This window comes from Candidatus Methylomirabilota bacterium (assembly GCA_035315345.1).
Lineage (GTDB): Bacteria > Methylomirabilota > Methylomirabilia > Rokubacteriales > CSP1-6 > CAMLFJ01.
Genome location: DATFYA010000193.1, coordinates 50,514 through 64,109, shown reverse-complemented (window position 1 = coordinate 64,109; position 13,596 = coordinate 50,514). Strand labels below are relative to the sequence as shown.

11 protein-coding genes are annotated in these 13,596 nt (G+C 68.0%); 2 read left to right on the top strand and 9 right to left on the bottom strand.

What is annotated here, in order from left to right; translation table 11 throughout:
- Positions 1-19: 19 nt before the first annotated feature.
- A complete protein-coding gene (locus VKN16_24900; GenBank protein ID HME97459.1) occupies positions 20-1,171 on the top strand; it encodes a glycosyltransferase family 2 protein in 1,152 nt (383 codons plus the stop codon).
- A 403-nt stretch (positions 1,172-1,574) separates the two neighbouring features.
- On the opposite strand, the gene VKN16_24895 is transcribed toward VKN16_24900, so the two are convergent.
- The 4 genes from VKN16_24895 to VKN16_24880 are packed head-to-tail and all read right to left on the bottom strand — an operon-like array spanning position 1,575 to position 6,364.
- Positions 1,575-2,483: a class I SAM-dependent methyltransferase gene (locus VKN16_24895; GenBank protein HME97458.1), complete on the bottom strand. Its 909-nt coding sequence runs from the start codon at positions 2,481-2,483 to the stop codon at positions 1,575-1,577.
- Positions 2,480-3,730 carry a glycosyltransferase gene (locus tag VKN16_24890; protein HME97457.1) on the bottom strand — a complete coding sequence of 417 codons (1,251 nt, stop codon included), beginning with the start codon at positions 3,728-3,730 and terminating at the stop codon, positions 2,480-2,482. Before VKN16_24890 ends, VKN16_24895 begins: the two co-directional genes overlap by 4 nt.
- The gene (locus tag VKN16_24885; GenBank protein ID HME97456.1) at positions 3,727-4,875 is read right to left on the bottom strand and encodes a glycosyltransferase; all 1,149 of its coding nucleotides are present in this window, start codon (positions 4,873-4,875) and stop codon (positions 3,727-3,729) included. The genes VKN16_24890 and VKN16_24885 overlap by 4 nt, the downstream gene beginning before the upstream one ends.
- 7 nt (positions 4,876-4,882) lie before the next feature.
- Positions 4,883-6,364, bottom strand: a complete 1,482-nt coding sequence (locus VKN16_24880) for a hypothetical protein (protein ID HME97455.1) — start codon at positions 6,362-6,364, stop codon at positions 4,883-4,885.
- Between the two features lie 410 nt (positions 6,365-6,774).
- On the opposite strand from VKN16_24880, the gene VKN16_24875 reads away from it, so the two are divergent.
- Positions 6,775-8,001 (top strand): glycosyltransferase family 4 protein, encoded by a 1,227-nt coding sequence (locus tag VKN16_24875; protein ID HME97454.1) that lies wholly within the window; start codon positions 6,775-6,777, stop codon positions 7,999-8,001.
- Here the strand turns inward: VKN16_24875 and udk are convergent.
- The 5 genes from udk to VKN16_24850 are packed head-to-tail and all read right to left on the bottom strand — an operon-like array spanning position 7,998 to position 13,588.
- The gene (gene udk, locus VKN16_24870) at positions 7,998-8,636 is read right to left on the bottom strand and encodes a uridine kinase (GenBank protein ID HME97453.1); all 639 of its coding nucleotides are present in this window, start codon (positions 8,634-8,636) and stop codon (positions 7,998-8,000) included. The genes VKN16_24875 and udk overlap by 4 nt on opposite strands.
- Entirely contained in the window at positions 8,633-9,853 is a 1,221-nt protein-coding gene (locus tag VKN16_24865) for a glycosyltransferase family 4 protein (GenBank protein ID HME97452.1), read from the bottom strand. Before VKN16_24865 ends, udk begins: the two co-directional genes overlap by 4 nt.
- Positions 9,850-11,154: an O-antigen ligase family protein gene (locus tag VKN16_24860; protein ID HME97451.1), complete on the bottom strand. Its 1,305-nt coding sequence runs from the start codon at positions 11,152-11,154 to the stop codon at positions 9,850-9,852. Before VKN16_24860 ends, VKN16_24865 begins: the two co-directional genes overlap by 4 nt.
- On the bottom strand, positions 11,151-12,353 hold the full coding sequence (locus VKN16_24855; GenBank protein ID HME97450.1) for a glycosyltransferase family 4 protein: 1,203 nt from the start codon (positions 12,351-12,353) through the stop codon (positions 11,151-11,153). Before VKN16_24855 ends, VKN16_24860 begins: the two co-directional genes overlap by 4 nt.
- 8 nt (positions 12,354-12,361) lie before the next feature.
- Positions 12,362-13,588: a hypothetical protein gene (locus VKN16_24850; GenBank protein HME97449.1), complete on the bottom strand. Its 1,227-nt coding sequence runs from the start codon at positions 13,586-13,588 to the stop codon at positions 12,362-12,364.
- Between the last annotated feature and the right edge of the window lie 8 nt (positions 13,589-13,596).

Below are 13,596 nucleotides of genomic sequence, written 5' to 3'. Positions count from 1 at the left end.
AAGCTGCGGTCCGTTCTCGATGATCGCCTTGTTCTGGGTCGGTGTTGTCTGGATCGCCTACGTCTACGTGGGCTATCCGCTCATCCTGTGGCTGCTGGGCCTGGTGCGGAAAGTCGAGCCCGCCATCCGCGCCGACCACCGGCCCTCCGTGTCGGTGCTCATTGCCGCGTGGAACGAGGAGCGCGACATCGCGTGGAAGCTCGCCGAGACGTTGGGCTGGGACTATCCCGCCGACCGCCTCGAGGTCCTGGTGGCCTCCGATGGCTCCGAGGACCGCACCGACGAGATCGTCCGGGGCATGACCGACGCGCGACTGACGTTCGTCCGGATGGAGCCGCGCGGCGGCAAGAGCGCGGCGCTCAATCGCCTGGCCCAGCTCGCGCGAGGCGAGATCCTGTTCTTCACCGACGCGAACTCCCACATCGAGTCGGGGGCGCTCCGCCGGATCGCTCGGCATTTCGCCGATCCGCGCGTCGGCTGCGTCACCGGCGAGATGCACTATCGGGACGAGCGGGCGGAGTCGGCCGTCTCAGAGGGAACCCGGGTCTACTGGGGCTACGAGTCCCTCATCAAGCAGCTGGAGAGCCGCATCGGGTCGGTGCTCGTCTGCGTGGGGTCCGTCTTCGCGATCCGGGCGGCGCTGTTCGAGCCGCTCCATCCCGAGGTGGCCAACGACCTGGAGCTTCCACTGCGAATCGGGCGAACCGGCCGCTGGCTGCGCTACGAGCCGACCGTCCGCTCGGTGGAGCGACCCGCCCACACCGGCCGGGAGGAATTCTCCCGACAGCGGCGCATCGTGGCCCAGGGTGCGCTGGCCATCTGGCGGCTGCGCGCCCAGCTCACCCCGCTCCGCGCCTGGCAGTTCCTCTCTCGCAAGGTCCTGCGTTGGCTGACCGCGGTGCCCCTCGTCCTGCTGCTCGTGTCCACCGCGGCCCTGGCGCCTCGCTCTCCCTTCGGCCTGCTCCTGGTGCCCCAGGTCGCCTTCTGGGCGCTGGCCCTCGTGGGATACATCCTGGCGCGCGCCGGACTCAGGCCGGGCCGGCTGTTCTCGCTGCCGTTCTACGTGGTCCTGGTGGCGCTCGCCGGTGTGATGGGCGTCATCGATGCCTGCGCCGGCCGGCGCTTCCGGGTGTGGGAAACCGCGGCCCTGTCCCGAGGCAGCGTGAACTAGGACGCTTTACGGATCCAGCGGTCCAGAATCGCCCCGTCCACGGACCTGCTCGATGTCGCCAAGCTCTGGGTGGCCCCGAATCTCGAGTCCGTCACCCGGCGCCGGGCCGCCCTCGCGCCCACGGGCCTCGACCTCGATGACATGGAGACCTTGGTCTGCTGCCGACAGGATCGGAGTGGCTTGGTCGAGCGAACGTGGAGGTCATCCCGAACGGCGCGGTAATCCCCGACCAGCCGCCGCCTGCGTCGCCGTTCTCGGGGATCAGGATCCGCGTCGACGGCTCGCGGCTGGAGGCCGACGTCTGATCGAGGAGAGATACTCGTGGAATTCGCTCGAGGATCGGCCGAAGACCGCCTCTCGTGACCTTTTCGAGAAGCGGCACACCGCGTAGCGCAGCCGGGGGTCAGCGCCGCCGCAGCCAAAATCCGCTGCCCCAGCTCAGTCCCGCGCCCGTGATCTTGCTATCTCGCTCCAACGAGTCGGGGATGTCCTTGAGGTCCGGCCTCAGTCGCACAAAGGTGCACGGCAAGACGATCTCGAGATGGGGACCTTCCGCCAGAAGCGTGGCGGCGAGCAGATACTGTTCCGAATAGTAGCGATCCATCCACTCGGGAGGGTAGTCGAGGGGCAGGAAGATGTCGTCGAAATAGATCAATACCCCTGGCTTGAGTCGCGGAAGAATGTCGAGAAATACAACCGCGACATCGGAATTCATGAAGACACGGTGTGAGCCATCCACGAGCAAGATATCGCCGGCGGTCAGGTCGTCGAACAGCGTCACGTCTACCTCTTCGAGGCGAGTCCGTCGGACCTCTTCGCAAAGCCGGTCGATCTCGACACGCGGGTGTGGATCGATCGAGAGGATGTGAGTACCGAGTCCGTGATCGAGGATGGCCCTCCGCATGAACTTCGTGGAGTTTCCGGACCCGACCTCGATGTAGCGGCGTGGCTTGTAGAGGGCCGCAAACGCGTAGAGAGAGACCGCGTCGAGGCCGGAGAAGTAGCCGTTCCGCCAGTAGGGCTGGCCCGCATCGGGTGGACGATCGAGCGCGATGTCGTGGAGACCGTTTCGGAAAGCCTCGAACTGGCGCAGAAGCGCCGCGTAGGCGCTCCGATGCCGATCAAGAATGTCGACAAGCGGGCCGTGGGGTGGAAGGCCGTGACCATACCGGGGAACCGATCGGAAGGGGTAGTCGGGAATGACCGGCAGCTCTAGACCAGCCTCGCGCCGCTGCCGCTGGGCCCGACCATCTCGAAGGTCATGGAACGCTTCGAACCTCAACAGGAACCGCTTCGCGGCCGACATGATCATAGGTGACGATACACCTCGAGATGGCGATCGTAGATGGCGCGGATCGACAACCGCTCTCGCAGCCGGGCGAGGTCGCGAGCGCGCTCCGGCCGCGGCTTCCGCAGCTGCTCCGCGATGGCGCGGGCGAGGCTCTCCGGCGTGTACGGGCTGAACGTGGGAATCGCGCCCGGCACGATGGCGTTGTACTCGGCGATCAAGGGAACGTCGGAGGCCAACACCGGACATCCGGCCGCGATGAGGGAGCCCAGTGACCCCGACGCGGATTTGTCGGGCTCGAACGGGCAGACCGCCAGATCGGCGTTCCCGAGCTGCTGCTGGTATTCCTCCTCGGCCAGATAGCCGGTCACCCACAGGCGGTCGGCGACCCCGTGCTCGCAGGCGACGTTCATCAGCCGGGTCAGCGTCTGCGATCCGGAGGCGCCGAGCCGGGGGCCGCCGACGAGCACTAGCCGGACGCCGGGCAGTCGGGCCAGGGCCTCGATCATGAGGTCGTAGCCCTTGTTCTTGAAGATGAAGCCGGCCACGATCACCGTGCGGAGGGCGCCAGGGTCCGGCGGCGACGTGGGCTCGCGAACCAGCCCGCTTTCGATGAACAGGGGAATCATCGCGACGTTGTCGGCCATGCCGAGGGAGCGTAGGGTCTCGGATTCTCCACCCGATGCCACGAGCACCTGCTGGCTGTGCCGGAGAACCCAGCGAGTCACGCGGTACAGATAGAGACTGTCGAACCGGCTCGTCGAGCGAAAGGCCTCCGAGAGATCGAAGCGGCCCCGCGTCAGCTGGCGAGCCAGCCGGACGGCCGGTCGGACCGGGGTTTTCGCCACCTCGACGGCGGCGCGCCGGACCCAGTCGAGATCGCTCGTGCACCCGAGTGATCGCAGGTTGTTCACGTCGTGGAGCGTGACGACTAGGGGAGCGCGGCAGTGCCGCCGGAAGGTGTCCAGGTTCACCAGTGAGCGGCGGTTCCGCCCCCAGGTGGTATCGCCGGAGACGCTGACCTGGAGATGCACCACGTCGGCCGCCGACAGCTCGCGGCCGGTGGCCTGCAGCTGGGCCCGGTCGGCGCCCGGCTTGCCGGTCAGGCGGAGGCTCCGCTCGATGACGACCAGATCCGGCCGCCGCCGTCCCTCCGCGGCAAGCAAGCGCCCGTGTCGACAGATGCCATGCTCGGGCGGCCCGACCTGAAGATGGCCGATGGTCAGCGCCGGCCTGGCCGCCGCCGTCGAGCGCGGCTCGGAGGCGATCAATCGAGGAGCGCCTCGATCCGGCGTTCCATCTCGGGCATGACGATCTCCTCGGCGAACTCCTCGGCGCGCCGGGATGCCGCCTGGAGGAGCCGGCTCCCCACCGACGGCGAATCGAGCACAGTCCGGATGTGCTGCGCCAGGGTGCCAACGTCACCCGGATCGAACAGGAGCCCGTCCTCCCCATTCTCCAGGATCTCCTCGGGTCCCCATTCACATCGGCTCGCGATGACCGGGATACCGCACGCCATCGCCTCCACCAGCACCATGGGGAAGGCTTCTCCGTAGCGTGACGACAGCACGAAGGCGCTCGCTCTCGCGAAGTACGACCAGGGATTCACCGCGAATCCGGGCATCAGCACGTCGTCCCCGATCTGCAGGACCCGGATACGGTCCCGGAGATTCACCCGCTCCGGCCCCTCGCCCAGGATCACCAGTCCGAGCGGACGCTCTCGTCGCACCTCTGCGAAGGCGTCGAGCAGATCGTAGAACCCCTTCATCGGCACGAGACGCCCGCAGCCCACCAGGAACGGCCGCGACACCTCGACCGGCGGCTCGCACGACTCCTTCGATCGCTCCCGGATCGACGCCACGGCCAGGGGATTGTGAACGGTCACGACCCGGCTACCGTCGAGTCCGAAGAATCGGGCGGAGTCGGCGGCCATGCTGTCGGACGGGACGACCATCGTGGCGCTCGGGTACAGGCGACGGGCCAGCCGAAGCCAGGCGCTCGAGGTCCCGACCTCGGCGTGAATGCTCGAGGCGTTGTGAGTCTGGATCATCACGTGCACGCGGCCGAGGAGGAGCCGTCGTGCCAGGAGCGCCACCAGATTGCCTTCCAGCTCGTAGCTGACGATCAGGTCCGCCCGGCTGCGAAGCGCGAGCCCCGCGACCTGCACCGCGCGTTGAAACAGCTTGAACCGCCCGTAGGCGCGGAGCACCCGCACCGGTACGGCCGCGGCCTGGAGCGTGCCCAGAACAGGGTTCGGGCGGCCGGAGAGATGGCTCGACACGTTCCACGACGCGACCTCGCAGCGGTAGCCGCGACGCGCCAGCCAGGGGACGGTAACCTGGAGGACCCGCTCGATACCTCCGTTTCGGAGCCACGGAGTCACGAAGAGCAGGCCACGCCGGTCGTGGCGTGCCATCAACCGCTCACCTGTCCGCTGATAGCTCCTTGCGCAACGTGTGTCCAATCGAGGCATTCGTCCGCGTGACGCGGCTCAGGAAGTCGCCGTAGTTGCCCTTCTCCCCGCCGGTCGGATGGCCCCAGGGGTCCTGGCCCGCCGCGATCACCGCTTCCTTGCCGTCGTAGGCATTGTCGCGGTTGGTCACGAGACCGAAGTTGTTGCCCTCACCCCCCACGGTCTTGTCCGTCCACGCCCACCAGTCGATGCCGATGATCGGGTACGTCCCATCGTCCGCCTGGAAGTCGAGAATGTTCTGGATGAACTTCTCGTACGCCGCGCCGCGCTCCTCCTGGGTGGGGAAGTCGAGGCCGGCCCAGCCTTTCTTGTTGTTGCCGAGCGGCGAATCCACCTGCGACATGTACGTCGTCCAGATCAGCATGGGCTTCCGCACGAGCGAGTAGACTCGACGGAAGTCCTCGAGGTTCAACGATCCGCCGACCTGCACGAGATCCGCGTAGCGGCCGGCCGCCTCCAGGATCTTGGGGTGTCCCAACGCATTCACCGGCGCGACTACCAGGTGGTGCGGCAGAGCGTCCCGGAGGGCGGTGGAGACGATCTTGAAGTAGTGGTCGGCGAGAACCCCGACGAAGTCGTTCAGATCCGTCCGGACCTTCGGAGCACTATCCTTGAGCTGGCGGAAATCCTTGCCCAGCCAGGGGCTCCGGCCGCTCTCGTCTAGGAAACCCTTGCCGTTCGGCCAGCCGCCGTCGGAATCCCATGTCGTGTACTTCGAGCCCCACGCGGCGTTCAGCTTCTCGACGCTGCTGTACCTCGTGCGCAGGAAATCGCGCAACGCGTACTTCGTGTACACCTTCGTGTCCTTGTAGACGGTTGGCTGGGGATTGCTCTTCCCGCGCTTGTCGTTGCGGGCCTGGCTCGGCGCGGTAGCCGCCGCGATCCATCCGAGATTGTTGTGCGTGGTCACCGGCCCGAACCCGAACAGGTCGTCCCCGTCGTCCGTGGTGGTGCCGATATGCCAGGGCGTGGAGGCCAGCGGCACGACGTTGAAGATATTCTTCCGGGCCGCGAAGCCGGGCAGCGCGGCCTGGTAGGCGGGGTCGAAGACGTCCGGGAATCCCTCCACTCGCCAGAGGCCGGGAGTCACCGCCGGATCCACGCCGAGCTGGATGTTCTTCACGGCCGCGTAGCGCTTGGCCCAGTACGATGGATTGATGATGCTGATGAAGGGCATCGGCACCGGGTTGACATCTCGACCGCCGTAGCTCGGTATCGGCAGCGCATAGTTGGTCGTGTACTCACCCAGCGTGTTGAACCCCCAGGACTTCAACCGGAGACTGGCCTGTCGCACGAACAGCCCCCACGGCATCCAGCCGGGGCTGTCGTACTTCTTCTTCACCGCCTCCACGTAGGCCGGGCCGCCATCGCCCGTGTTCACCCCGTAGACGGAGAGGGCCCAGAACACGTGGTTGTCCGGCGTGACCAGCACCCAGCGAGCACCTACCTTGTCGATCCTGAAGAAGCCGGAGGCAGCCCCCTTGACCGCCAGGTCGGCGTAGCCTCCGTAGCGATCGAGCCCAGTGCTGGGCGAAGCCGGGGCCGGCGCCTTGGAACCCGACGACGATGACGGGGGAGCCGGCGGCTTGGGACTCGACGACGACGGCGGGGGAGCCGGGGCCTTGGAGCTCGACGAGGACGGCGGCGGGGCCGGCGCCTGTGAGCTAGCGGAGCCAGCACCGGCACAACCAACGACCAGCCCGATCCCGATAGCCGCAGGGATCAGGACACCACGAAAGCCACAGTGCGCCATCGTATCCCTCCCGAGATCAGGCCCTCCCGCGCGCGTCCGCGGAAGGGCGCGCTGCGTCGCAACGCTGACCCAGTGTAAGATGCCCTTCAGTGAGGATCCTATTCGTTTCGACCACCGTGCCCTATCCGCTGAACACGGGCGCGAACCAGCGCATCTACCACGTGCTTCGCGCCCTGTCTCGACTCGGACACATCACCTTCGCGTGTCCGACCGACGGCGGCCGATGGCCGTCCGAGCTTGACGCGGTACAGCCACTATTCCAGCAGGCTCTGCTGTATCCGAACGAGTCGTTCGATGCGTCGGGCCCGGCACGATCCGACGGCCTGTTCGATCGCCTCTCCCGGCTCGCCCGATATCACGGACATCTCCGGGAGCCAGCCCTCATTCGATGGTACCGCTCGCCGCAAGGAGCTCAAGTAATTGCCGACGCCTGCCAGCAGGGATTCGACCTGATCTGGGTCGAGCGTCTCATCTCGATCGGCCTGCTGCCCGGAAATGTGGGATGCCGCGTCATCCTGGACTTGGACGACGTCCAGTACCGGAAGCTGGGACACCGGCTTCGGCGCACCGGCCCGGGACTGCGCACCGCCCTCGACCTCGTCGAGTTCTTCAAGCTGCGTCGGATGGAGCGCGGGCTCGTCCGACACGGTCCACACGAGTACGTGGTTTGCTCGGCGCTCGACAAGCAGATCCTCGGCGGCGAAAGCCGGATCTGGGTGGTCCCCAACGGGATCGAGATGCCGACCGAGCCAGCCTGGCGGCCGTCGGACGTCGCGGATCCTTCCTTCGTGTTCGTCGGGGCCATGAGCACCGAGGCCAACGTGGACGCGGTGCACTTCTTCGTGCGTCAGATCTTGCCTCGAATCCGCCGCGTCATGCCGCGGGCCCGTACCTTGATCGTCGGCTCACGCCCGACTCCCGAGGTCCTCGCGCTCCACGACGGCCAGTCCGTGGTCGTGACCGGGACAGTGCCCGCGGTAGAGCCGTTCCTGCAGGACGCGACGATGACCGTGGTCCCGATCCGGTTCGGGGGCGGTACGCGGATCAAGATTCTGGAAGCGCTCGCTCATGGCGTGCCGGTGGTCTCCACCCGGATCGGGGCGGAAGGTCTCGAAGTCGAGCACGACCGACATCTGCTACTCGCCGACACACCGGAACAGTTCGCCGATGCCTGCATCGCACTGGCCCGCGACGGAGCGCGGCGAAGTGCGCTGTCACGGGAGGGCCTCAAACTGGTGCAGGAGCGGTACGACTGGCGGGTAATCGAGCATCAAGTCCAGCAGGTGGTCGCGGGTCGAAGCCCCGTCTCACCCTAGCCGTCGGAACGGATGCCGAGGCGGCGAAGCGCCTCGGTGAAGGGGGTCAGGGCCGCCTCGATGGCGCCCTCGTTGGACAGCACGACGCGAGCGTGGCGTCGCGTGGGCTCCACGTAGCGCTCGTGCATCGGGCGCACCGTCTCGGCGTACTGAGCCATCACGGACTCGACGGTGCGACCCCGACTGGCCACATCCCGACGGACGCGGCGATCGAGGCGAAGGTCGACCGCCGCGTCCACGTAGACCGTGAGGTCCCAAAGGCGACGAACGTCTTCCCACCAGAGCGAGAAGAGCCCCTCGACCAGGACGAAGCGCCGAGGCACGAAGGGCTCGGTGCCGACCCGGGTATGGCTCACGAAGGAATAGACCGGCTTGGCGATCGCTTCGCCTCGCGCCAGGCAGCTGAGGTGTTCGGCCAGTAGTCCGGTGTCGAAGGCCGCGGGCTCGTCGAAATTGAGATGCGCGCGGTCGCCCGGGGCAAGATGGCTCCGGTCGAGGTAGTACGCGTCCAGATCGAGCACGGAGACGTCTGGTGAGCGCTCGGTGAGCGCCCGGCAGAGCGTCGTCTTGCCCGAGCCCGAGCCCCCGGCGATTCCTACGAGAAAGACCTTCGACCGCGGAGGGCCAACCGTCACGGGCGGGCGGCTGAGTCCATCGGCCTCCGGTTCCGCTCCCGGATCACGTCCTCGTACAGCTGCTCGAATTCGCGCGCCCGGGAGGCCCATGCGTAGCGCTCTTCGACCAACCGACGGCCGGCCGCGGCCAGCCGGGCGGACAGGTCACGATCCTGGATCAGGCGCACCACGTGCTCGGCGAAGGGGGCGGGCTCGACGGCTGCGAGCATGTGGGTGCCGTCGGTCCCGTCGATCCCCTCGAACGCGCTGGGATGCGTCACCACGGGGAGACCCATGGCCATGGCCTCGAGGAGCTTGTTCTTGATGCCGGTGCCGTGACGGAGAAGGCACACATAGACCGACGCGGAGCAGACCGCCGCCCGGAGGTCCGCCAGGTTGGCAGATAGCCGAATGCCCGGTCGGCTCCGGAGGGCCATCACGCTCGGATGAGGCTCGGCGCCGATCACGTGAAAGACCGCCTCGGGCACGCGGCGTTGGATCAGCGGGAAGATCGTCTCCGCGAAGGCGACGACCGCGTCGACGTTGGGCAGATAGCCGAGATGCCCGTGGAAGACCAGCGTGGCCGGCTCCCTGGGCACGTCCATCGGATGGAAGTGCTCCGCGTCCACTCCGTTGGGAATGAGGGCGGTGCGCACCCCGGGGACGGCTGCGCGGGCGGCCTCGACATCGCGCGGGGCGACGAACACGCAGCGATCGAACCGCGGATAGACGAGGCGCTCGAACCTCGGATCCACGAGCCCGCGCAGCCGATAGTAGGACTTCTCCCACAACGTCGTCGCGCAGCGCCGCATTTCCACGGCGCGGAGGCTACGGGAATCATGGGCCGACAGGATCTTGGGGATGGGGAAGCCGTCGTCCATGAGCGCCGCGACGTAGGTCCCTTCGACGTGCAGGACGTCCCAGGCGCCCTTCCGAAGACCATTCTCCAGCGCCGAGGCCACCGCTCGTCGCGGGTACAGGGCCCGGCCGCGGCCGTATGTCGAGGCCAGGTTGGCCATCCGCGATAGCACCGGGCGCGGGCCGAGCGGGATCGTGTGCACGGATCGGCAGTAGGGTCGCGCCCAGTCGAGGTGCGCGCCGTCGCTTCCGGGAAGCAACGTGACCAGATCGATCTGATGCCGCGCCCCGAGGCGGCGGAGCAGATTCGCGCCGTAGAGGCGAAATCCCCCCACCGACGGCAGGTAGGGCAGGGCTTCCGACAGCAGCCCGATGTTCATGGAGACGGAGATCCGACCGGACCGGGCGCTCGCTCGGAGTCCCCGGCCGGACCACCGGGGGGAGCCGCCACCGGGGGGGCGGAGGCGCCGCGAGGAGTGCGACGGGCCCACCAGGGGCCCCCCGCGTGCTTCGGCCGCAGCAGGGCGGGCAGGCAGCAGGTCAGGAAGACCACCAGCCAGAAGAACTTGTGATACTCCGCCGACACGAACGTGATGGACACGGAGAAGCCGACGAGCCCGACCTGGATCGCCTCCGCGGCCTGGCCGATCAGCGGCACGCGAGCCCGGCGAGCGGCCCGCCGGATTCGTTGGGTGCTCCGCAGCGTCATCAGGATGATCCCCACGAAGACGGCCAGCCCCACGATCCCCAGCTCGGCCCCGACCTGAATGTAGGTGTTGTGGGCCACCGAGAAGCGGGTGCTCGTCCCGGGCGCGAGAACGGTGTCCAGCGCTTGCTTGTAGTTGCCGACGCCCACACCGGTGAACGGGTGTTGGCGCATCATCTTGAGCCCGGCGGTCCACAGGAGCAGCCGCGAATCTGAGGAGTCCCGATCGCTGTACGTGGGATTCAACAGGCGGCCGATTGGAGACGACGGTGAAAAGACCATCAGCGGGATGAGCAGAGCCACCGCGGCGGCCATGACCTTGATCCGATGCTTGGATCTCCACGCCACCACCATGACCGAGGCGGCGAGGCCGAGGAGACCGCCACGCGACGCGGCGAGGGCAAACCCGACCAGCGTCAGTCCGAGGCACCCGATGCAGACATTCCGCTCCCACGTGGGCTGGCGCGTCCGCATGAGATAGAACGCGAAGGGCAGGCCCAGCAGCGCGGACAACGAGAAATAGTTGGGATCGCCGGTCACCCAGCCGGGCCGATAGCCGTAGTCGAAGCCGGAATTCTGCCACTCCCGGAGGACGTGTATCGAGGCGTACGCCATCGAGCCCGCGGCCACCAGCATGACCCAGCGCAGCCGGCTGGCGGAGTCGACGACGTTCAGGGTCACGTAGAAGAACATGAGGAACGATACGTAGCTCAGGAACGGGCTGACCTCGAAGGGAACGCGCGACCCGATGATGACGTACGAAGCCATGCCCATGACGCACAGAAGAACCGACAAGCGGGCTTGCCAAGTGCGGAAGTAGTCCGGTCGGGTCCGTCGGACGTTCGAGTAGAGCAACGCGTAGCCGACGCAGATCAGCCCCGCGATCTTCACGATCGTGAGACTGCCTATGAAGAGGGACCAGAAGGGATGCCGCACGAACGGCATCACCGACACCAGCAGGTAGAAGATGATCATGATCGGCGCGTGACGTGGTGCAGGCAGTCCCGCAGCGCGCTCTGCAGCGCGGGAGTGCCGTACTGTTTCACGACGCGATGCCGCGCGGCCTGCCCCATCGTCCGGCGGCGAGCGGGGTCCCGCAGCAGGCGGGCGACCTCGCGGGCGAAGGCGGCGGGGTCGTCGACCAGCACGATCTCCTCTCCGTCCGTCAACTCCAGGCCCTCGGCGCCCAGGTGGGTGGACACCATGGCCTTCTCCATCGCCCCCGCCTCGAGGATTTTCAGCCGGGTCCCGGTGCCGATCCGGAGCGGGACGACGCACACCGTGGCCCGGGCGATCTCGGTGCGCATGTCCGGGACCGTGCCGCTGAACTCGACGCCCGCGACGCTCTCGAGCCGCTGGCGGAACTCCGGGGCCGGAGCACGTCCGGCGACCCGGAAGCGCACCGGCGGGATCAACTCACGGAGGGTTGGCAGGATGGACGTCGCGAAGAACTCCACCGCATCGCGATTGGGATGCCAATCCATGCCGCCGGTATAGAGCACCGTCCCGCCACCCGGATCGTCGGTGGGCACGAAGTGCTCGGTGTCCACCACGTTCGGGACGAGGAACACCGGCGTGCGCGGGCACAGCTCGGCGTAGAGTCGCCGCTCGGCCTCGGAGCAGGCCACCAGCGCGGAGGCCTGATTGCCGGCCGCGATCTCCCAGCGACGGGTCTTCCAGTACTCGAGGCCCGCGTAGAGCCGGACCAGCGGATTCCGAGCCCGGGCGGAATAGCGGCGGAGGAGGAGAAACGCGATCTGGATGGTGTCGACCACCACCGGGGGCCGCGTCGGCGGAAGGTCTGTCATGGCATAGGCCTCGTCGCACACGACGAGGTCGAATGCCTGCCGGGAGAGATGACGGCCGAGGGTGGCCCGCATCTCACGGGTCGAGAAGCGATGGACGGTGTAGGGCAGCAGCGTCGCCGCGGAGCGAAGGCGGCCGAGATAGCTTCGGATCCCCGCGGTACCCTCGATGGCCGGCGGCATCAGATCGACGGACCGGCAGAGGCGCTTCAGGCCCTCCATGTCGACGGAGTCCTGGGGATCGTGGAAGGACACGAGCGTCACGTCGTGGCCGTCCGCGACGAGGGCCCTCAGCACCGCCGCCGTCCTGATCCGATGCCCGTTGGTGGCCGGCAACGGAGGATCGAGGCCAACGAAGAGGATGCGCATGGAGGCGCCTACGCCCGCGTGTCCACGAGGAACTCGCGGTAGTTGAACGCGACGTCCGCGACCATCTCGGCCCACGGGCGCGCGACGGCCCCGACGGATGGCCGGACGACCGGCAGCTGGGCTGCGGCGACCGACGCCACTGCCGCCTGGGCGGCGGGTGACGCCGCCGGGCTCGCGAAGAGCGCCTGACAGGCGGCGGAGTACACCAGATATCGGGGCGAGCCTCGACGCGCCAGCCGCGCCCACCGCGGCCAGAGCCGCCAGCTCCGGTGCCACCCGCAGCGGCGGGCCACGTAGAGCCAACCGCGCAGCCGGTCGGCGGCCGGTTGGCGCGCCGACAGGGTCTCCAGCAGCGCCTGGTCGGTCACGTGATCGGGCATGCCGGTCAATCGACGCAGCTCCCAGCGCCAGAGCCGATGCGCGTGATCCAGCGCGGTCTCCAGCGAGAGGGATGGGGCATTGGCGCCGCCGCGGTCGAGCTTCCACGTGGTGCAGGTCTCCACGGTGCGGGCGAACGGCTCGAGCGGAAAGGGGTGCTCCGCGGCGGCCTGGGGCTGCCGGGCCAGCGCTCCGAGGCGCTCGCTACGGCCTCGATACGTCGGCTCGTAGTCGCCGGTGAACACCAACAGCGAGGTCGCCATGTCCAGGTGCAGCTTGACCAGCCGGTAGCGCGCCTCGGGCGACGGAAGCGCCTCCCAATCCGCCGGCGATGGCATGGCCTCGACCTGCTCGATGATCCGGTTGCAGAGCAGGCGCCACGCGTCCTCCATCGGAACGTCCCGGGCATTGAGCTCCGGAATCAGTCGCAGCACGGTCGGATCACCCCAGACGACGCGGCCGCACGAGCGAAGCTCGTACGCGAAGATGGCCGGCCGGAGCGCGCGGAGATAGCCCTCGGCGACCGCACTCAGCGTGATCGGACAGCTGATCCGGCGCTCTCGCAGGGCGGCCTGGATCTGGGCGGCCGTCGCCCGCATCGCGGAGGCCGCGGGGCGCCGCGCGCCATCGGCGAACACGGCGAGAAACTCGGCGTCGCCCTGGACGCGGCAGTGCTCGCGGTCCAGGGTCACGGTGCCTTCCTCCCGCGCGAGGCTGCCGGTCAGGACCAGCGCGCGGAGATCTTCGCGGTGCCGTATCAGGATCTGCTGGATCGCTTCGGCGCAGATGTCAGGCCCGGGATTCCGCGGGTCGCGTCCGGGGCGAGCCGAGGCGCGGTGACGTGGGTCGATGCTCATGCCGGCCG